Source organism: Sulfitobacter sp. IGS-18, assembly GCF_059628195.1.
In genome coordinates this window covers 115,512-135,849 of the sequence record NZ_JCAQIH010000002.1, presented here as the reverse complement: position 1 = coordinate 135,849, position 20,338 = coordinate 115,512, and the positions used below count along the sequence as shown (strand labels likewise).

At 62.0% G+C, this 20,338-nt stretch carries 18 protein-coding genes; 10 read left to right on the top strand and 8 right to left on the bottom strand.

Going from position 1 to position 20,338, the window contains the following annotated elements; translation table 11 throughout:
* Positions 1–24: 24 nt before the first annotated feature.
* Together ACWNZ3_RS18800 and ACWNZ3_RS18795 are read right to left on the bottom strand one after the other, a co-directional pair.
* Positions 25–1,179: an ABC transporter substrate-binding protein gene (locus ACWNZ3_RS18800; RefSeq protein WP_496902311.1), complete on the bottom strand. Its 1,155-nt coding sequence runs from the start codon at positions 1,177–1,179 to the stop codon at positions 25–27.
* Positions 1,180–1,482: 303 nt separating this feature from the next.
* The gene (locus ACWNZ3_RS18795; RefSeq protein WP_496902220.1) at positions 1,483–1,938 is read right to left on the bottom strand and encodes a c-type cytochrome; all 456 of its coding nucleotides are present in this window, start codon (positions 1,936–1,938) and stop codon (positions 1,483–1,485) included.
* A 270-nt stretch (positions 1,939–2,208) separates the two neighbouring features.
* Between ACWNZ3_RS18795 and idi the strand changes: the two genes are divergently transcribed.
* Complete coding sequence (gene idi, locus ACWNZ3_RS18790) at positions 2,209–2,733, top strand: isopentenyl-diphosphate Delta-isomerase (protein WP_496902219.1); 525 nt, start codon at positions 2,209–2,211, stop codon at positions 2,731–2,733.
* Between the two features lie 2 nt (positions 2,734–2,735).
* Here idi and ACWNZ3_RS18785 read toward each other — a convergent pair whose 3' ends face one another.
* Positions 2,736–3,113 (bottom strand): GFA family protein, encoded by a 378-nt coding sequence (locus tag ACWNZ3_RS18785; RefSeq protein ID WP_496902218.1) that lies wholly within the window; start codon positions 3,111–3,113, stop codon positions 2,736–2,738.
* A 109-nt stretch (positions 3,114–3,222) separates the two neighbouring features.
* Between ACWNZ3_RS18785 and ACWNZ3_RS18780 the strand changes: the two genes are divergently transcribed.
* Positions 3,223–3,924 (top strand): helix-turn-helix transcriptional regulator, encoded by a 702-nt coding sequence (locus ACWNZ3_RS18780; RefSeq protein WP_496902217.1) that lies wholly within the window; start codon positions 3,223–3,225, stop codon positions 3,922–3,924.
* A gap of 69 nt (positions 3,925–3,993) precedes the next feature.
* Here the strand turns inward: ACWNZ3_RS18780 and ACWNZ3_RS18775 are convergent, their stop codons facing one another.
* Positions 3,994–4,902, bottom strand: coding sequence for a LysR family transcriptional regulator (locus ACWNZ3_RS18775; RefSeq protein ID WP_269360802.1), 909 nt, complete (start codon positions 4,900–4,902; stop codon positions 3,994–3,996).
* 92 nt (positions 4,903–4,994) lie between these two features.
* Here ACWNZ3_RS18775 and ACWNZ3_RS18770 point away from each other — a divergent pair, with 92 nt between their 5' ends.
* Genes ACWNZ3_RS18770 through ACWNZ3_RS18755 form a run of 4 tightly spaced genes read left to right on the top strand, consistent with a single transcriptional unit; the run spans position 4,995 to position 9,452 of the window.
* A complete protein-coding gene (locus ACWNZ3_RS18770; protein WP_496902216.1) occupies positions 4,995–5,957 on the top strand; it encodes a TAXI family TRAP transporter solute-binding subunit in 963 nt (320 codons plus the stop codon).
* Between the two features lie 9 nt (positions 5,958–5,966).
* Positions 5,967–7,826 (top strand): TRAP transporter permease, encoded by a 1,860-nt coding sequence (locus ACWNZ3_RS18765; RefSeq protein WP_496902215.1) that lies wholly within the window; start codon positions 5,967–5,969, stop codon positions 7,824–7,826.
* On the top strand, positions 7,823–9,166 hold the full coding sequence (locus tag ACWNZ3_RS18760; protein ID WP_496902214.1) for an acyclic terpene utilization AtuA family protein: 1,344 nt from the start codon (positions 7,823–7,825) through the stop codon (positions 9,164–9,166). The genes ACWNZ3_RS18765 and ACWNZ3_RS18760 overlap by 4 nt, the downstream gene beginning before the upstream one ends.
* Complete coding sequence (locus ACWNZ3_RS18755) at positions 9,153–9,452, top strand: AtuA-related protein (protein WP_274575849.1); 300 nt, start codon at positions 9,153–9,155, stop codon at positions 9,450–9,452. Before ACWNZ3_RS18760 ends, ACWNZ3_RS18755 begins: the two co-directional genes overlap by 14 nt.
* A 53-nt stretch (positions 9,453–9,505) precedes the next feature.
* Here the strand turns inward: ACWNZ3_RS18755 and ACWNZ3_RS18750 are convergent, their stop codons facing one another.
* From ACWNZ3_RS18750 to ACWNZ3_RS18735, 4 genes are read right to left on the bottom strand one after another with little or no spacing between them, the layout of a single operon-like run.
* Positions 9,506–10,405 (bottom strand): intradiol ring-cleavage dioxygenase, encoded by a 900-nt coding sequence (locus tag ACWNZ3_RS18750; RefSeq protein WP_496902213.1) that lies wholly within the window; start codon positions 10,403–10,405, stop codon positions 9,506–9,508.
* A gap of 14 nt (positions 10,406–10,419) precedes the next feature.
* On the bottom strand, positions 10,420–11,490 hold the full coding sequence (locus ACWNZ3_RS18745) for a maleylacetate reductase (RefSeq protein ID WP_496902212.1): 1,071 nt from the start codon (positions 11,488–11,490) through the stop codon (positions 10,420–10,422).
* A 12-nt stretch (positions 11,491–11,502) separates the two neighbouring features.
* Entirely contained in the window at positions 11,503–13,230 is a 1,728-nt protein-coding gene (locus ACWNZ3_RS18740) for an extracellular solute-binding protein (RefSeq protein WP_269360814.1), read from the bottom strand.
* 35 nt (positions 13,231–13,265) lie between these two features.
* Entirely contained in the window at positions 13,266–14,183 is a 918-nt protein-coding gene (locus ACWNZ3_RS18735; RefSeq protein ID WP_496902211.1) for an NAD(P)-dependent oxidoreductase, read from the bottom strand.
* A gap of 217 nt (positions 14,184–14,400) precedes the next feature.
* Here ACWNZ3_RS18735 and ACWNZ3_RS18730 point away from each other — a divergent pair, with 217 nt between their 5' ends.
* The 4 genes from ACWNZ3_RS18730 (at position 14,401) to ACWNZ3_RS18715 (ending at position 20,262) form a co-directional block, all read left to right on the top strand.
* Entirely contained in the window at positions 14,401–15,120 is a 720-nt protein-coding gene (locus ACWNZ3_RS18730) for an SDR family NAD(P)-dependent oxidoreductase (protein ID WP_496902210.1), read from the top strand.
* A gap of 296 nt (positions 15,121–15,416) precedes the next feature.
* A complete protein-coding gene (locus ACWNZ3_RS18725) occupies positions 15,417–16,595 on the top strand; it encodes a substrate-binding domain-containing protein (protein ID WP_496902209.1) in 1,179 nt (392 codons plus the stop codon).
* A 65-nt stretch (positions 16,596–16,660) separates the two neighbouring features.
* The gene (locus tag ACWNZ3_RS18720) at positions 16,661–19,207 is read left to right on the top strand and encodes an ATP-binding cassette domain-containing protein (RefSeq protein ID WP_496902208.1); all 2,547 of its coding nucleotides are present in this window, start codon (positions 16,661–16,663) and stop codon (positions 19,205–19,207) included.
* A gap of 35 nt (positions 19,208–19,242) precedes the next feature.
* Positions 19,243–20,262 (top strand): ABC transporter permease, encoded by a 1,020-nt coding sequence (locus tag ACWNZ3_RS18715; protein WP_496902207.1) that lies wholly within the window; start codon positions 19,243–19,245, stop codon positions 20,260–20,262.
* The last annotated feature ends 76 nt before the right edge of the window (positions 20,263–20,338 follow it).

Here is a 20,338-nt window from a genome sequence, read left to right as displayed (position 1 = left end):
CGATGCGGGCCGCCGGTAATTGCCTTAGTCGCTCAGGCCGCAATCGGCCGCATAAACATCCTGGTGATCGGTCAGGATAGTCGAGATGATCTTGTTGGTGTAAACGTCACCTTCCTTGATCACTTCGCGCACATAGATGTCCTGGATCGGATGCTGGTTGTTGCCGAACCTGAACTTGCCACGCACCGAATTGAAATCAGCCGCCTTCAGCGCTGCCCGGAACGCATCACGGTCCGCGATGTCCGCCTGCCCCGCCGCCGCAAGGATCAGGTTTGCGGTGTCAAAGGCCTGCGCCGCATAAAGCGTCGGCAAACGGTCGTAGGTTTCCTGAAACGTCTCTACAAAGGCCTTGTTGGTGGGATTGTCGATGTCCTTGTTCCACTGCGAGGTGTTGTGGATGCCAAGGGCCGCATCGCCGACCGCCTGCAGGATTCCCTGATCAAAGCTGAAGGATGGCCCGATCACCGGCAGTTCGATCCCGCTGTCGGCATATTGCTTGAGGAACGAAATCCCCATGCCGCCCGGCAGGAAGAAAAAGATGCTGTCGGCACCCGAGGCACGGATCTGCGCAATCTCGGCGGCATAGTCTGTCTGGCCAAGCTTGGTGTAAAGCTCACCTGCCAATTCGCCTTCATAGAGACGCTTGAAGCCTGTCAGTGAATCCTGCCCGGCCGGATAGTTCGGGGCAAGGATGAAGGCGTTTGTGTACCCGGAGGCAGTGGCATGCGCGCCTGCCGCCTCGTGCATGTTGTCGTTCTGGTAGGACACGGCAAAATAGTCCTTGTTGCAGCCCTTGCCCGCCAGCTGCGCCGGGGCGGCATTGGTCGAGATATAGAACTTGCCCTGCGCGTTCGCGGCGGGTGCCACGGCCAGCGCCAGGTTGGACCATACGATACCGGTCAGGATGTCCACCTTGTCGGACTGGATCATCTTGTCGGCAACCTGCACGGCCACATCCGGCTTGCGCTGGTCGTCTTCCACCACAACTTCGACGGCGTCATTGGCTGCCTGGTCGAGGGCCAGCATGAACCCGTCGCGGGTATCGACACCCAAAGCGGCGCCGCCGCCGGTCAGGGTGGTGATCAGTCCGATCTTTACTTTTCCTGAATGCGCATCTGCCAGCGCGGCGTTGCCAAAGGTCATCGCCAGTGCAGCAGCGGCAAGGGCTGTGAATTTCATTGTCATCATAATCTCCCAATTGGACCGGCGCATTTTTGCGCTCGACTGAGCTTGTAAAAGTTCTGCGCCACACGCAAGCGACCGCATGACTCCCTTTTGGCTCAGACTCCAAGTTAGCGGTCGGGCAAATTTACTTCAAGCAGAAATATTTTGAGCTTGAAATTAATTACCGTAAAACAGCCGCCCCACCCCATGGTCAGGGTCATGCGTTGAAACCGTCTCTAATCGGGATCGCCATCCGTCAAACGTGAATTGGCGGCACTGCCCTTGCAGCACCGCCAATTTTCAGCCTCCTGCGGCAGATCAGTTCGACGCTTCAACCTCGGGTCCGACAGACACCAGATAGGCCCAGAGATTGCGCGCGTCATCTTCCTTGCGCAGTTTGAACGACATCTTGGTCCGCGCCTTGCGGTCATCAAGATAGTTTTGCAGGAACGCGCGCGGGTCCTGCACATAGGCAATGAAATCCTGCTCGTTCCACGCCAGCCCGGCCTCACCGGCTTCGATCATCGAACTGCCGTATTTGCTGGCAAAATCTTCATCTGTCCCGGCAACGCGGGTGTAGATCCCATAAAGGTTCGGTCCCGTCCGGCCCCCTTTGACAATCGTGTCGCCACCGGCATCGACAATCGAATGACATGCCTTGCACTTGGCAAAGACTTTCTCGCCCGCCGCGGCATCACCCGTTGCGTGACTGTCAGCAAAAGCAGGACCAGCGGCCAGCGCAACACCAAGCACGGCTGTCTTTACAATATTCATGACGAACTCCTGTTCATATGCTTCACCCGCTACCCTAGTGCATCTTCCAAGGCAGCGAATGCAACCTTGCAAAGCCAGGGCATCGGCCGAACGCAGACGCAGTTTACCCTCAACCATATGAATAACATGACATTTCATGAGGCTGACGATGATCCACTGCGTTCATATGTCGCCCTCCAAGGGGCCCGGAATCGACAGGATAAAAGGGTGCCTCGGGGTCTAGATCGAAGACCTTGCACAGCCGACAGGTTTGGTGGCAGGAAGGGCCGCATGACGCCTACCGATATCATGATCCCCGCCTGGATCGACGGCACGCTGACGCCCGTCGAAAAACTGGCAGCGCACCAGCGCGGGCTGCGCCACCTGGCGGTTTCGGTCTTTGTCATGCAGGCCGGAAAGATCCTGATCCAGCAGCGGGCGCTTGGCAAATACCATACGCCGGGGCTCTGGGCGAACACCTGTTGCACACATCCCGAATGGGGCGAGGCGGCGCAGGCCTGCGCCAACCGCCGCCTGGATGAGGAACTGGGCATCACGGGGCTCGACCTGGACCATCGCGGGCAGGTCGAATACCGCGCCGAGGTGGGCAACGGATTGATCGAACATGAACTGGTCGAGGTCTTCCTTGCCGAGGCCCCCGCCGATCTGCCCCTTGCCCCGAACCCAGCCGAGGTGATGGCGACCCGCTGGATCACCCCCGCCGCGCTGGCGGCAGAGATCGCGGCAACGCCCGCCCTCTTCACGCCCTGGCTGCGCATCTACCTGGAACAGCACAGCAGCATGATCTTCGACTGAGGCTATCCCGAGCCAATCTGCCCAGCCGGTGCCCAGGCGGGCGCGTCGGAGGTGAATTCATGATAGCTGATCCGCAGACCCGGATCACCGTCCAGACATTGCGCGTTGATCGGAAAAGCCTCGTCCGGTGACAAGGGCTCGCCCAGTGACGTGCCGCAACCCTTGCAGAAGGACCGCATATAGGTGCTGCCCGGTTGGGGTGCGATGGTCTCGATCATCTCCCGGCCCCGCGTCAGCCTGAACTGGTCCCGCCCGACAAAAACCACCGTCGATGTGCCCAGCTTGCGGCAGCGCGAGCAGTGACAGCTGCCCATGCTCTTTGGCGTTCCCGCGATGACAAATGCCACTGCACCACAAAGGCAGCTTCCCTTGATTTCCATGATCCGTTCCATTTCCTGGTTGAGTATGGGGCGGATATATCTGCACCATGCTGACAGCGTGGTGGCAGCATCATGTCACCATGATACCGGCAGTCCGAAGGAGACCCAGATGCGACGCGGCGACCGATTGTTCGAGATCATCGAAATCCTGCGCCGCGCCCGTGGCCCGATCCCTGCAAGCCGCATCGCCGCCGAGCTGGAGGTCTCACAGCGCACGGTCTACCGCGACATTGCCGCCCTGATGGCGCAGCGCGTTCCGATCCTGGGTGAGGCAGGCGTGGGTTATATCCTTGAAAGCGGATTCCACATGCCGCCACTGATGCTGAAAGCGGAAGAGGTCGAAGCCGCCGTTCTGGGCGCACAATGGGTGAAAACCCGCGGAGAGCCGGAACTGGCCCGCGCCGCCGAGGCCCTGCTCGCCCGGTTGGAAGCGGTTGCGCCCCCTGCCACGCAGTCCCTGTTCTATCAGCCAGCAACCAGCGTGGCACCCGTGACCTCACCGTCAGAGAGGTTGGAGGCCTCTGCAATCCGTCGGGCCATCCGCGAGCGATCAAAGATCAGGCTGACCTATGTGGATGAAAGCGGCATCAGGACCGACCGCATCATCTGGCCGATTTTGCTGGGCTACCGCGATGCAGGCCGGATCATCGCAGCCTGGTGCGAGCTTCGGCAATCCTTTCGCTACTTCCGTACCGAACGGATCGAAAGCGCCGAGGTGCTGGAGGACAGGATTCCGCGCCGCATGGACCATCTGCGCGGCGACTGGAAAACCGCGATGGACACGGAACGCGCCCGCTTCGATGCTCTGTAAGGCCCTTTAGACACGAATTCAGGCGCCGAGATTGGTCTTTCGGCAGGGCCCCGGCATCCGTTTGTTCGATTACTTGCCAGCCGGAATATTGCGCCGGACATGGGCCAGGAAGGCTGACGCTGTGGGTGACAGCGACCTTCCGGGCTGGTGCACAAGTCCGATCCGCCGTCTGGCCCCGAAATCGGAAATCCCTCGCCGCACCAGCCGCTCCATCGGCAGGACCGGCAGCGTCAGGGTGGGCAGCAATATGATACCGAGGTTCACCGCCACCAACGCCCCCGCAGTGGCAAGGTGGGCCACTTCGAACCGTGGCGACACCACCTTGTCGATGCGCTGGCAGGCACCGTCGAACAATTCGCGCACGCTGGTGCCGCGTTCCATGGCGATCAGCGGCATTTCAACCAATTCCGCCATGTCATATATGCGATCCTGTTCCAGCGGCCCGCCCGGTGCGCCGACAGCCACAAATGTATCGTCCATCAGGGGATGAAACGTCAGCCGCATCCGCGCCGACACGGTGCCCGCCGTGAACCCGATGTCCGCGCGCCCGGTCTCTATCGCCTCAACCACGCTGCCGGAGAGCGCGTCAATGATACGCAGGTCGATGTCCGGATGCGCCCGGGAGAAACTGGCAAGCAGATCCGGCAAGAGGCCCGCAGTCACCGATGGCAACCCCGCGATGGTCAGCCGCCCGTTGCTGGCGGACAGATGCGCATCGAATTCGGCCATCACATCCGTTGATGTGTTGACCATCCGCTCTGCCAGTTTGGCAAAGGCAAGCCCGGAGGTGGTGGGCGTGACATTGCGTGTGTCGCGGTCAAACAGACGCGCGCCCAGCCGGGCCTCCAGCGCGGCGATCTGCCGGGACAGCGCCGAGGCCGACATGCCCAGAACTTCGGAGGCCGCGCGAAACGTCCCGCTTTCACTGACGACAAGGGCGGCCTGGAAATCCGCGAGAGAGGGAGTGTTGCGTTTCATGCATCAATTATCAACAATATCTCACTTTTCACAATAGATGACTTGAGGCACCTTTCAGCAGCGCGCCATGCGGTGCAAAATGGGAGGAAACCATGAAACATTTCGTTCACGCCCTTTTGGGTGCAACCATGCTTGCCGGACCATTGTCCGCACAAAACACCGACCTGCTGATCGGATCGACCTCGGCCTCGTCCAGCCACTATGGCTATTTTGTTGCCGTGGGCCAGCTGATCAATGAAAACGCCGAGGGCCTGCGTGCATCGGTGGTCGAGACGGGTGCCACGATGGACAACATCCGGCGGATGGAGCGGGGGCAGGTCGATCTTGGGCTGGTCACCACAAACGTCGCCCAGCACGCAGTTGCAGGCAGCAATGAATTCGAAGGCAAGCAGCAGGACCTGATGCTGCTCTGGGTCTATACCGGCGCGCCGCAGAACGTGGTCATGCGGGCGGATGCAGGTGTTGCGGATCTGTCCGGCCTTGCCGGTGTCCGCTTCAATCCGGGCATCAAGGGGTCGGCAACTGAATCCACCACCGAAGCTGTTTTCAACACCCTGGGGCTGACGGCGGATTACGTGCGCGGTTCGACAACGGATGTGGTCGACATGATCAAGGACAACCGGGTTGCGGGATATGTGAAATCCGGGTCGGGCAACAAGCTGGACGGATCGACAATGGACATCGCTACATCGACCGAGATTGCCATTCTGGGCCTGACGCCGGAGCAGTCGGACAAGCTCAAGGCCGAGATGCCCGATATCTCCGTCGTCGATATCCCCGAGGGTGCGGCAGATGGCGTGCCCGCCTATACGACCTGGAGCTTTGGCGTCGGCGTTGCAGCGCCTTCCTCGATGGACGAGGAAACCGCCTATCAGATCGTCAAATCCGTGATGGAGGATACCGAAGCGCAGGCCAATGCGATGGCCAGCCTGAAGGGCGAGAGCCTGGCCGACATCACGCTGCAGTTCGGAACGATCCCGCTGCATCCCGGTGCCGCGCGCTGGTTCAAAGAGCAGGGCATCGACCTGCCCGCCAAGCTGAAACCGGCAGAGTAAGGCGTATCCATGACACTCCAGCGTGTGCAGCGGGGTCTGGCGATCTTTGTCGGTCTCTTCGTCCTCTACACAGCGGCAACCGGCCCTTTCGAGGGACTGATCCAGAGGGCCATGTTCCTCGCGCTGGTGACCTGTCTGGGCTTTGCGCTGTTTCCGCTGGGTGCCGGGAAATCCTGGCGTCCGGCGGGGCTTGCCGTCGATCTCGCGCTTTGTGCGGTATCGGTGGCGGCCTGTGCCTATGTCGTGGTGAACTACGACACGATCATGACGACCCTTCCCTGGGCCACGGCCCTGGACAAGGCGCTGACCGTCGGTCTGGTGCTGGCCGTGCTGGAGCTGGGCCGACGCACCGTCGGGATCATCTTTCCGATCCTGGTGCTGCTAGGGCTGGGCTATGCCCTGTTCGGGAACCTCCTGCCGGGGCCGCTGCGCCATCGCGGTTTCGATACGGCCTTTGTGACAGAGACGATATTCCTGGGTGATCTGGGCATCTGGGGCATGCTGACGGGTGTCGCCGCGACGGTGATCGCGGCCTTCGTCCTTTTTGGCGCGCTGCTGCTGCACACGGGCGGCGGGCAGGCATTCATGGATCTGGCCATGCGGTTGGGCGGTCGCCAGCCCGGCGGTGCCGCCAAGATTGCGACCATCGCCAGCGGCTTGTTCGGGATGATCTCCGGCTCTGCCGTGGCCAATGTGGCGACCACCGGCAACTTCACCATTCCGATGATGATCCGCCTCGGCTATCCACGCCCCTTCGCGGCAGCGGTCGAGGCTGTTGCCTCCACCGGCGGACAGATCGCACCGCCGATCATGGGCGCCGCGGCCTTTGTCATGGCCGAAATCCTCGGCGTGCCCTATTTGACCATCATCGTCGCCGCGATCCTGCCCGCAGTGCTGTTCTATCTGTCGGTCTTCATGACCGTGCATTTCGTGGCGCTGCGGCGCGGGCTGGCCATCGTGCCGGAGGATGAAATGCCCGCATGGGGGAGCATCCTTGCCCCGCGCCGCGTGCTGCCGATCCTCTGTGCGCTTGGCGGGCTTGGCATCGGCATCTGGATGGGGCGTTCGATCTCGACCTCAGCCTTTTACGGCATCATCGGATTGCTGATCGCCTTTTTCGGGACGGAAACCGGGCGGCTCAGCCTGCGCGAGATGGCGGGCAAACTGCTGAACGGGCTGGAGGACGCAGGCAAGGGTCTTGTCATCATCGGCGTCTTGCTGGCCGGTGCGCAGGTACTGGTGTCGATGATCAACCTGACCGGGATCGGGGTCACCCTGTCGTCACTGATTGTCAGCATGGCCGGAGATTCCATGGTGCTGGTCGCGCTGATCGTGGGCGCGGTCTGCCTGGTCATGGGTATGGGGCTGCCCACGACCGCCGCTTACGTCCTGGTCGCCGCAGTGCTGGCACCGGCGATGACGGCGGTGGGGGTGGACCCGCTGGCGGCACATCTCTTTGTGTTCTATTTCGCGACCATATCCGTCATTACACCGCCCGTTTGTGTCGCGGTCTTTGTCGGCGCGGGGATCGCCGGGACCAACTGGCTGCCCGCAGCGGGAGAGGCTGTCAGGCTGGGTGCCGTCACCTATATCGTGCCCTTCCTGCTGCTGCTTTATCCCGGGATGCTGCTGGGTGGCAGCGCGCTGGACATCCTCGAAGCCGTGGCTGCCGGGCTGGTATTGGTGCTTGCGGTCCCGGCCCTGCTGTCAGGGGCCAGGCTGTACGGCCGCAAGCCGGTCGATGTCGCGATCTACACCGTGGTCATCGCACTGGCGATCTATCCGCAGCCGGTGACTCCATTCCTGGCGCTTGCGATCCTTGTCGCGGCACATTTCACGGGCCGCGTTCAACGGAGGGCGCTGGCATGAGTGTCTTGCGCATCGGGGCGGGTGCCGGTTTTCAGGGTGACCGCATCGCGCCTGCCATCGCGCTGGCCGAACGGGGACAGCTGGATTACCTGGTGTTCGAATGTCTGGGGGAACGTACCATCGCCCTTGCCCAACAGGCCCGCAGCCTCGATCCGTCACAGGGCTACGATCCCTTGCTTGAGCGGCGGATGCGGGCGGTGCTGCCCGCCTGTGTGCGGAGCGGCACGCGGATTGTCACGAACATGGGGGCTGCAAACCCGCGCGCTGCCGCCGAAAAAACCCGGGCCGTCGCGCGGGAGCTTGGGTTGACCGGGCTCAAGGTCGCAGCCGTGACAGGCGACGACGTGGTGGACCGGATCGGGGATTTCATTCTGGATGAAACCGGCACAACCGCGTCAGCGCTTGGCGACCGGCTGGTCTCGGCCAATGCCTATATCGGTATCGACGGCCTTGTCGCCGCGTTGAACGCGGGCGCCGATGTGGTCATTTGCGGGCGTGCCTCGGACCCTTCTCTGTTTCTGGCCCCCCTGGTCCACGAATTCGGCTGGGCCCGCGACGACTGGACCCGCCTGGGCCGTGGCATCCTTGTCGGGCATCTGCTGGAATGCGCGGCACAGATCACCGGCGGCTATTTTGCCGACCCCGGTGTGAAAGACGTGCCTGATCTGGCAAATATCGGGCATCCGCTGGCCGAGGTGGACCGTGACGGCAATGCCATCATCACCAAGCTGGACGGCAGCGGAGGCTGCGTCAGCCGGGCCACCTGCATCGAACAGATGCTTTACGAAATCCACGATCCCGCGCGCTATCTGCAACCCGATGTAGTTGCGGATTTCTCAGGCGTGCAGTTCAGGGAGATCGGCGCGGACCGTGTCGCCGTGACCGGCGCATCCGGCACCCCCGCCACCGGGTTGCTGAAAGTTTCCGTCGGATACCGCGATGGCTGGCTCGGCGAAGGCCAGATCAGCTATGCCGGGGCAAATTGCCTGGCACGGGGACAACTTGCCATCGACCTGGTGCGGGACCGGTTGGCGCAAATCTCCGGCGCACTGCTGGAACAGCGTGGCGAACTGATCGGCGTGAATTCAGTCCTCCCAACAACTTCTGCCAGCGCCTGCCCCGCCGAAGTACGCATGCGCTATGCCGCACGCTGCCCTGATGCACAGACCGCCCGCGCCGTCGGGGAGGAAGTGGAAGGGCTCTACCTTGCCGGTCCGGCGGGCGGAGGTGGTGTCACCAAGGGCATACGCGAGGTGCTTGCCATCGCCTCGACCCTGATGCCTGCAGACCGTGTTGCCGTGACCTTTGAAATGCAAGAGGTACAGCATGAGACTGCATGACATCGCCCACGCCCGGACCGGCGATAAGGGCGACATCTCCAACATATCGGTCATTGCCTATGACGCGGCGCATTGGCCCCTGATCCGGGATGCCGTGACGCCGGAACGGGTTGCGGCGCATTTCGGGACGTTCGATGCGGGGGATGTCACCCGTTACGACCTGCCACAGCTGCAGGCCCTCAACTTCGTGATCCGGGGCGCCCTGACCGGCGGTGTCACACGCTCGCTCGCGCTTGACGCCCATGGCAAATGCCTGGCCTCCGTCCTGCTGGAGATGCCGGTTTGAAAGACAGTCTTCGCTGAGAGGCGTCATAGTCGGCGACCTCCCGCAGCAGCTGCTCAGGGGTGGCCCGCCGGTTGCTGCTCCAGCACAAAATCATGTTCCACCCGCCAGAACCAGCCATCGCCTTGCGCTGCTGCGATTTCCGATGGGCTGTCGATTTTCTCGAACCTGGCCATCAGGCTCTCCTTGACGCCAAAAACCGCATCCGACCGGATATAGGGATCGTCGGGGTCAAAGATATGTGTCGTCAGAGTCTCGAACCCCTGGGCGGTCAGGATGTAGTGCAGATGCGCGGGGCGATAGGGGTGGCGGCCCAGCTGGGCAAGCAGTTGACCCACCGGACCGTCATCGGGAATGGCATAGTATTTCGGGCGCACAGCCCAGAACCTGTAGCTGCCGTCGGCCCCCGTCCGGAACCGCCCCCGCAGGTTGAAGTCGGGCTGAAGGCCCTTTTGCTGAACGTCATAGAACCCCTCGTCATTGGCCTGCCAGACATCCAGCTCGGCCCCGGCGATCGGCGCGCCTGTCAGGTCGCGCACCGTGCCCCTGACCTCCATCGGCTCGCCCTTGCCATCCAGGCAGATGTTCGCGCCCATTTCCATGACCGGCGCATCATCGACGTGAAACGGGCCTAACACGGTGGATTCGCTGGCCCCGCTGGCCTTGCGGTTGTTGATGGCATCCACCAGCATCGACACGCCGAGAACGTCGGACAACAGGATGTATTCCTGCCGCCAATCGCTGCACATCTGGCCCGTTTTGGTCAGGAACTGGATGGCCTGAAACCATTCCTCCTCGCTTGGCTCGATCTCCTTGACGGCGGCGTGCAGATGGCGGGTCAGTACCGCCATCACTTCGGCCAGTCTGGCGTCTTTGGCCTTGGCATTACGGGCAATCACGACCTCTGCCGATTGGTCTTCGGAAAAATAGCCGCTTTCTGTCACTGTCTCTGTCATGTTTCCACTTTCGTTCAGATGGGCCGAGGGCGGGTTCCGTTCACCGCCGCCCGCAGCAATGCGGTAATATCCCCGGCGTCAAACGCGCGTGGATTCGAATATGTGTTGCGTGTGGCGATATCCGCCGCGCGGGGCAGATCCTTTTCCGTGAATCCCAGGTCGGACAGAGCCAGCGGCGCGCCTGCCGCCTTGGCAAAATCCCAAAGGCCGCCGCCCAGATCCTCGCCAAAAAGCGCTGTCGCCGGGGCAAGCTGCGCACGGGCCGCCGCTGCGTTGAACCCCGCCATGTGGGGCAGCAGGATTGCATGGGTCTGCGCATGGGGCAGGTCAAAGGAACCGCCCAGAACATGGCAAAGCTTGTGATGCAGGCCCATCTCGGCCTGACCCAGAACCGTCGAGCAGAGCCAGGCACCATACAGCACATCGCTGCGCCCCGCCGCATCTGTCGGATCGGCCACCACCTGCGGCACACCTTTGAAAAGGGCGGCAAGGCCCGCGCCTGCCATCTGGCTGATCACCGGGTTGCCGTCGGCGGCATAAAGCGCCTCGACCGCGTGGGCGGCGGCGTTCAGCGCAGAGGTGACCGTCATGTCGGTCGGCAGGCCAAGCGTCAGGGCGACATCATAGATCACTGTCGCGGGCCGGATGGCGGGATCGCGGCGGGTGGTCTTTTCGCCGTCTTTTGTCTCGCCCAGGATATCGGTCATCTCGGACCCTGCGTAGGTTGTGGGCACCGCCAGATGCGGCAGACCGGTGCGGATGGAAATCGCCTTGCCCAGCCCCACGGTGGACCCGCCACCAAGCGAGACAAGACAATCCGCGCCAAGGGATTTTGCCGCCTCCAGCGCCTTTTCGGTGATGGCAACAGGCGTGTGCATGGCCGCTTCGGAAAAGACCCCGACGCAACGCCCGCCAAGATCGGAGGCCAGCCGCCCGGCGTCTTCTGCCTGATGGGACGTGGACAGGACAAGCGCCGCCTTGCCGCCCAGCCGCGCCACTTCTTCGTCCACCGCCGCCAGCGTGCCGGAGCCAAAGATCACCCGCGTCGGGATGCCTTTGAATACGAAATCGTCCATGTCCGTCATTCCTTGTCCATCTTACTGAGCCGATACGCCCTGCACCGCCGCGACGTTGCGCACGCGCAGCAGGTCGTCGATGCGCCGCTGCGCACGCTCAAGCGCCTCACGGTCGGTGGCATCACCGCGCAGGGCGGCATGAATTTCCTCGCCCAGGATTGTCTCGATCCCGTGAAACTCCGGCACGGCGGGTCGCGACCAGGTGCAGACCGAGTTGGAGCGCAGCAAGCGGTCCACCACGCCCATGACCGGAGAACTTGCCGCCGCTTCCGGGTCAGCCGCGACAGAGAAACGCGGGGCCACCGGGAAACCCTCCGACACATGTTCCTTCATCACTTCCGGCGAACACATCCAGCTGATCGCATCAAAGGCGAGCTGCACCCGGTCTTCGGCAAGGTTGCTGGGGATCATCAGGTGGAAACCACCGACAGGATTGGCATGCATCCCGGCCTTGCCTTTGGGCTGCTCCAGATAGCGCATCCGCCGCGAAACGACCGATTTGACGTGGTATTCCATCAGCGCAGCATGCATCGACCAGCAATATCCCATGACCGCCTTTCCGGTCAGCAGCGCATCAACCCTGCGATCCCAGTCCATTGCCAGGACATCGGGGTGTGACACCTCCTTCAGACGATGCATGTAATCGAGCACCTCGAACGCCTGATCGGTCAGCAGTTGCGCCCGCAGCTTGTCGGACACGAGATCATGCATCGGTGTGTGAATGCGGCGGCGCGGCAGGTTCAGACAGGCAGAGTTGCACGACCCCAGCAACACCATAAAGGTATTCGCCACCGGCATCCCCCGGGCACCGTTCCATGCGACGCCGTACAACCCTTCTTCAGGCCGTTGCAGCGCCCGCCCGGCCTCGATCACCTGGTCAAAGGTGCGGGGATAGGCAATGCCGCTGCGCTCGAACACATCCTGTCGCGCCAGGAACAGTTCAACCGTGGTATAGATCGGCACGCCATATTGCGCCCCTTGCCAGGAGGCGGACTCCCAGACCATCGGCGAGAAATCGAGCGGCTGAACATGGCTTTGCCCGATCAGATCGTCCAGCGGGCGGACCAGCCCGCGGTTCACCAGGTCACCGACCCAGGGCTTGTTCACACAGATCACGTCAAACTCCGACGTGGCCCGCCCGCCATTTTCGATGATCCGGTCGTAAAGATGGGGCAGCGGCAAAAGGTCGACATTCTGGATCGACCCGACATTCGACCGCAGGTCGGCCCAGGTGTTGCGCAACGCCTCGAAGTAATTGTCCTTGCGAAACAGGAAACGCAGCTCCTTTCCGCCGGACGCCCGATGGGTTTGCAACCGGGGCGGCGGAATGACAACCCGGGAGAAGTTGGAGCCGCCAAAGTAGAACCCGTCGACATCGTCGATTGAATCAATGGTGCCGAAGGTCCGGCCGATGGTGGCTTTCACGCCCCGGCAATAGGTGGTGAACCGTTCCATCAGTTCCGCGCTGGGGCGCACATAGAAACTGCGCCCGGTCGAGGTGCGCGGGTCCAGCATGATATGCCCGTCGTCGATCATCTGGCTGATGTGGCGCATTGCCGTGACGAAGGGCACGCCGCCTGATTCTGCCAGCGCGCTTTTGGTTATGTCACGCCCGGTCAGATGCGCTTGCATCAGCGACAGGGTGAGCGCGAATATCGGATCGCCCCGGCTGTCCGGCACAACTGTTCCGAACGGCCCGTTCAGGTCGTTCAGAAAGTCGATGATGCGCAGCATTTCGTATTCGGTCATCCGGCAGCTTCCTCCTCAAGCGCGGACGCGGCCAGTTAGCCCGCGCTGTCCTGCCTTGGGTGGGCAGCATCCCCGATCCAATCGACAAGCGCAAAGAAATCCTGCGCGGCGCGACCGGCCTGTGCGGCGGTCTGGTATTGCTCAAGAACAAGCTCCGCGACTTCCATTTCGATATTCTCTTTCCTGGCGGCAGCGATGATCAGCGAATAGTCCTTTACCATCTGATCAAGCTGAAAGGCCGGGTCCGTGTCGAGACCGACAACCGTGTCTTTCTTGTATTTCAGCAGGGGCGAGGTCACGGCGCTTTCCAGGATCACATCCATCATGTCGGCCCGCGACAGCCCGCCCCGTTCGCCCAGCAGCAGCGCTTCACCCAGCACGGAGGCGGTTGCCCCGACCAGGGTGTTCAGGACCAGCTTCATGTAACGTGCCGCATCCCCTTCCCCCAGCCAGAACCGCCGCGCGGAATACTGCGCCAGAAGGGTCTCGACCTCGTCCCAGGCGGATTTGTCGCCCGATGCGAGCACCGTCAGACCGCCGGCCTGTGCGATGCTGGTACTGCCGGAAACGGGCGCGCGGACATAGCGGATGCCAGCCGCCTGCAAGGCCCGCGCGGCCTGCTGCGAAGCCTCCGGGCTGACAGTGCTGGTTTCGACAAGGATCGAACCTGCGGCCATGGACCGGGCCAGCCCGCCACTGCCCCCCTGACCTTCAACAATGGCAATCAGGGCGGAATCATCGGGGATGGACGTAAAGACGACACCGCAGTTCTGCCCGATTGCCTCAATGCCTGGCGCTGCTGTGACGGTCTCTGTCAGCAGGGCAGCGTAGGAAGCGGGCCGCGCGTCGAACACCTGCAAGGCTTGGCCCGACCCTGCCAGGTGGGCAACCATCGGTGCGCCCATCTTTCCGGTGCCAATCCACCCTACCGGCCCTGCTTTCGTTGCGGACATACCGATCCTCCCTGTGTCTTTCGACCCGACACTACGACCGCGCAGCAAAGCTGAAGCCGGCTGTTTCGACCAATATGGAAAAAATTCGCTGCGGCATGGCCCTTGCGTTCTGCAGAAATCGAACATGACAAGAGTTTTTGACGTCTTATGATAATACGGTATTACTATATTGCAGAAATTCGAAAACCGCGCAGATGCGCGTCAAGGGAGGAAGTAAATGAGACTGGATGGAAAAGTTGTCCTGGTGACCGGGGCATCCCGCGGAATCGGGCTGGGCATCGTCGAACGTTTTCACGAGGAAGGTGCAATCGTATATGCTGGCAGCACCAGCAACCCCTCAGGTGTCTACCCGGACGGGGTGACCGGCATCACGCTCGACGTGGCGGATGAGGCCCAGTGGAAAACCGCGATCAAGCAGATCGTCGACGCACAGGGTCGAATCGACTGCCTCGTGAACAACGCGGGGATTGCCGTCTATGACGGTGTGGCCGACGGTTCGACAGAGAACTGGCGCAAGGTGATCGGGGTGAACCAGGACGGCGTGTTCTTCGGAATGCGTGAAGTGATCCCGCATATGCAAAAGGAAAAGTCCGGCTCCATCATCAACATTTCCTCGATCTGGGGAAAGGCCGCCGTCGCGGGCGCCCATGCCTATCATGCGTCCAAGGGCGCGCTGGTGATGATGACCAAGAACGCGGCAATCACCTATGTGAAAGAGGGGATTCGCGTGAATTCGGTTCATCCGGGGTTTATTGACACACCCCTGACCCAGGCACAGGACCCCGCCATCAACGAATTCGTCATCGGCATGACGCCAATGGGCCGGGCCGGGACGCCACGGGAAATTGCCAATGGTTGCCTGTACTTGGCGTCGGATGAGGCGAGCTTTGTCACCGGCGCCGAGCTTGTCATCGACGGCGGTTACCTCGCGCAGTAACGGCACAGGGAAATCAAATAATCCCAAAATGGAAATCTTGCGTCGCCCCCGATCGGGGCGACGTTGGCACATTCAGGCATCCGGCAAGCATCCGGACGATCACGGAATGCTGCCAGAATTCACAAGTTGACGTATGACCGTATTATGGTATTATAGTAAGTCAAAGAGACAGACCCCGCCTGCTGTACAAGCCGGCGACACATACGACCCGGCGGAGCATCACCAAATGTCGGCCGGACGCGATCATGGGCCAGGGAGGAGACCTCCGGCCCGTTTACCAGGGAGAGGAATCTAAAATGACCCAACACAACCGCCTGACGTGGCCCATCCGCCTGACGGCGCTCACCGTGATGACCCTCGGCTTGCCGATGGCTGCTGCAGCACAATCCGCCGAAGAAATGATGTCTTCGCGGCTTGGCACCACCGATGTCGGCCCGGTTTTCCAGGAAGCCTTTGAGCACGCTGCAATGCCGGTCAGCGAAGAAATCCGCGCCAAGGCGATCCAGTGCTGGAACGACAACCAATGCGACACCGGCACCGGCGGAGAGCTGACCGTTGCCTATGCCGACGGCTTTGGCGAGAACGTCTGGCGCCAGGTGACGAAAATGGAATTCATCATGCAGGCGCTGACCTATCCGGAGGTGGGCAAGATCGTCTATACTTCGGCGCGCGGTGACGCCGCCAAGGCGCTGTCGGATTTCCGCGCCTATATCGCCCAGGGCGTCGATGTGATCGTGACCTTTGCCGACCACGGCGAGGCACTGGCCCCCTCGATCCGCGAAGCGACCGAATCCGGGATCACGGTCATTCTGCATAACGGCACCGTCGCAGGCACGCCGGGCGAAGATTATGTCACCAACATTTCGGAAAACATCTGCGAGCTGGGCAAGGAATTCATCCGCGCGGTCCGCACCGGCAACCCCGAAGCAAAAGCCATCGCGGCATTGGGTGGCACACCCGGCAACCCGCTGTCGGCCACATGGCAGGGCTGCGCAGCGGAAGAGGTCGCAACCCTCGACGGTGTCGAAATCATTGCCACCGAAGACACCAACTGGACCCAGGAAGGCACCTTTTCCGCGGTCTCCGCGATCCTGTCCCGTTTCGACAAGATCGACGGGTATATCTATGACTACGCAGACGGGTTCCGGGGCGGCGTGCGCGCCTATGAATCCGCCAACAAGCCGCTCGACTTCACCGTTGCCCTGCGCACCGATGAGCAGGGGCTGTTCTGCGACATGAAGGCGGCGGGCAACCCCAACTTCAAGGTCTTCTACTCCTCCGGCCAGAACTATCAGGCGCGTCTGGCGCTGACGGCCGGCATGATGGCACACGGTGGTGCTGAGATTCCTGCCAACCTGGATGTGCCCTTCTCGATGAAACAGGCAACGGTCGACCAGTGCGATCCCAGCCTGCCCGACGAAGTCTCGGTTTCGACCCTCGTCGATCCGGACACGCTTCGCGCGATGTTCAAGTAAGCACACATCGGCCATGGCGGCAGCTGTCTGCCATGGCCGGACGTTCGAGTGGGGGAGAACGCCGCATGGCTGATATCGTTTTGAAGATGGAGAGCGTCTCCAAATCCTATCCGGGCGTGAAAGCGCTCGACAATTTCAGTTTTGATGTTCACGCGGGCGAAGTGCACGCGATCCTCGGCGAAAACGGCTCCGGCAAGTCGACGCTGATGAAGATCGCATCCGGCGCGATCACACCCAATGCCGGCCGGATCGAAATCGGCGGCAAGCACCTCGCCCATGCCGACCCGCGAGAGGCGATATCATATGGCCTGGCCACCGTTTATCAGGACGACAGCCTGGTGCGCGAATTGTCCGTGGCGCAGAACCTCTTTCTCGCCACGCCGAAAGGCAGCGTGCCTTATGGCAGCATGGTCCGCTGGGCCGAAGAACAGCTGGCCCCCTTCAACCTGGGCATTTCACCAACCAGCGCTGTCGGAAATCTGACACCCGCACATCGCCAGTTCGTCGAGGTGGTCAAGGCGCTCCTTTCCAATCCGCGTGTGCTGCTGCTGGATGAGCCGACATCCACGCTGGATTACGATGGCGTGGCACATCTGACATCGCTGGTGCGCGACCTGACGGCAAAGGGCACCGGCGTCGTCTATGTCAGCCACCGCCTGCCCGAAATTCTGGACCTCGCCAATCGGGTCACGATCCTGCGCGACGGGGTGCACGAGGGCACATTTGACGTCACCGATGACACTTCGGAACAGGAGCTTGTTTCCCGCATGATCGGTCGGGACGTCGAAAGCGAATACCCCGCCAAGGCGGGACAGATCGAACCCGATCCCGTCCTTGTGGTCGATGGCCTGTCTGGGGATGCATTCGAAGACATCAGTTTTGTCGCCAACCGGGGTGAGATAGTGGGTTTTGCCGGCGCCGAAGGCAACGGCCAACGCGAGGCATTGCGCGCCATTGCGGGGCTTGAAGCCAGCCACAGCGGCACTGTCACCTGCAAGGGAAAGGCCGTCGATGTAACGGAACCGCGCCATGCGATCCGTTCGGGCGTGCTCTGCCTGTCTGCCGACCGTGCCGGGGAATCCATTTTCCCGGACCTTGGCGTACGCAAGAACATGACCCTGCCCCGCCTGCGCGACTTCGCCCGGCGCGGCCTCCTGTCCAACCGGCAGGAACAGGACCACGCCGCCACGATGCGCGATGAATTCGGCGTCGTTACGGCAACGCTGGAAACACCGATCAGCGGATTGTCGGGCGGCAACCAGCAAAAGGTCGTTCTGGCCCGGTCGTTCCGGACCGATGCCAAGGCCGTGCTGATCGACGAACCGACCCAGGGCGTTGATGCAGGCGCGCGCCACGACATCTATCAGGCGATCCGCACCAACCTGCGCGAGGATGGCGCCCTGGTGATCAATTCCTCGGATGCGCAGGAGCTTGCGGGCATCTGCGACCGGGTGCTGGTGTTTTCGCGCGGGCGTATCGTGGCGGAACTGACCGGCCAGGACGTCAACGAAGAACAGATCGTATCCAGCTTCCTGCGGGCACGAGATGCAAAACAGGCCGGAGATACGGCGGCGGGCATGATGTCCCGCGTTTTCCGCACGCTGATTTCGGGGGCGAACATCTGGTGGGTGCCGCTTGTGTTCCTGGCGGCATTGACGCTGATCGTCGGCGGCTATGCGGCGCTACAGACTGATGTATTCCTGCGCCATGTCAACATCCGCTACATCCTGCTGGCAACCGCGCCCGCCGCGATGGTGGCCATGGCCCAGTTGCATGTGCTTCTGGTGCGCGGCCTCGACGTCTCCGTGGGCTCCATGATGAGCCTCACGGTGGTTGCCGCATCCTTCATGATCGCCTTTCAGATGCCCATCGGGATGCAGATCCTCGGGGTGCTGGGATGCCTTGCCATTGGCGCGGTGGTTGGTCTGATCAACGGCACCCTGGTCCGCTTTGCCAATATCAACGCGGTGATCACGACCATCGCCATGCTGTCCGTCCTTCAGGGTGCCGCCCTGCTGGGCCGACCCACACCTGCCGGGATGATCTCGCAGGAATTCACGGGTCTCCTGCGCGAACGCATTGGCTTCCTGCCGATCTCGATCTTCGTGCTGCTTGGCGTCGCCATTGCCTTCGACTTCTGGCTGCATCGCACGCGCTCGGGACTGGAGGCAAAGGCCGTCGGATTTCGCGAGGTTGCAGCACAGCGTAACGGCGTGCGCGTGGACCGTGTCCATGTCAGGGCCTATGTGCTTGCCGCCCTCATGGCGACGGTTGCCGGATTCTTTCTCGGCTCGGAGGTTGGGGTGGGTGCGCCGACAGTCGGCGCAAACTATGCGCTTACCTCGATCGCCGCTGCCGTCCTTGGCGGTGCGGCGCTCTCTGGCGGGCGCGGCTCTTTCGTGGGTGCCCTGTTTGGTGCGCTGTTCTTTGCGCTGATGGTCAATGTCATCACGCTTCTGGGCCTTTCCACCTCTTTCGGGATCATCGCCAGCGGTGCCATGACGCTCTTTGCGATCTTCCTCTACTCCGGGCTGGGTGAAGTCGAAACACTGATGCAATCGGCCCTGCGCCGCCGCAAGGTCATCCGGGCCACCAAGAGATCGACCGCCTGATGCCCGCCCCGGACCCAGAAACCGACGAGGGAAAAATGACAGATTCAACAACGCCTGCCCTGTCACAATACACACGGACGTCACGCAGCGGACGCGGCGGCAAAGGCCGCGTGCCGGCGATCCAGATGCAATTCGCTGCCATCTGGATTGCCCTGGCGATACTGCTGCTGATCGGCGCGGTCTTTCTGCCGCGCAGTGTCTCGGCAACCTCGATCATCAGCATCCTGCCCTTCGCGGGTTTTCTTGCCATTGCGGCGATGGGCCAATCCCTGGTTCTCATGGCGCGCGGCATCGACCTGTCGGTGCCTGCCATCGTGACGCTGTCCAGCACGGTCCTGCTGGGAACATCGGGCGGCGCGGAAGGCTCCGTGGTCATCGGAACATTCATGGCCATCCTGGTAGCGATATGCGTCGGTCTGATCAACGGCCTGCTGGTGGCCTGGCTCAAGCTCAATGCCCTGATTGTCACCCTGTCGACCGGCGCAATCGTCTCGGGGATCACGCTTTGGTACCGGACCGGGCTGCCCGCCGAATCCGGCGTCCCCACCGCCCTTGCAGGCTTTGGCGGCACCCGCTGGCTGGGACTGAATACAACGGTCTGGATCACCATTGCCCTGACGCTGGTCCTGACGATCCTGCTGCGCCGGACCCAGCTTGGACGCCGTTTCGAGGCGGTGGGTGCCAACCCGCGTGCGGCCTATGCGACGGGGGTCGAGATCCGGCGATACCAGGCTGGTGCCTTTGTCGCGGCCTCCTTCCTCTATGGCATCGTCGGCGTGTTGCTTTCGGCCTTTATCCGCAATCCGACACTGGACGTCGGCAACCCCTATCTGCTGGCACCGATTGCCGCTGCCGTCCTGGGTGGCACGGCCATCAGTGGCGGGATCGGGTCTATGATCGCGGTCACCGGTGCCGCCCTGTTCCTGATCCAGCTTGGCCAGACATTGAAAGTCCTGGGGTTGGAAACGTCCTGGCAGATGATCTTTCAGGGTGTCGCCATTGCCCTGGGCATGTTCCTGTCCGAAATGCAGGGCCGCAAACGGCGTGGCGGCTGAAACCGCGCTTTCCTTCACTGCAGACAAAACAAAACTGGCGCCGGTTTCCCGGCGCCAACTGCAACAGCCTTGTGGC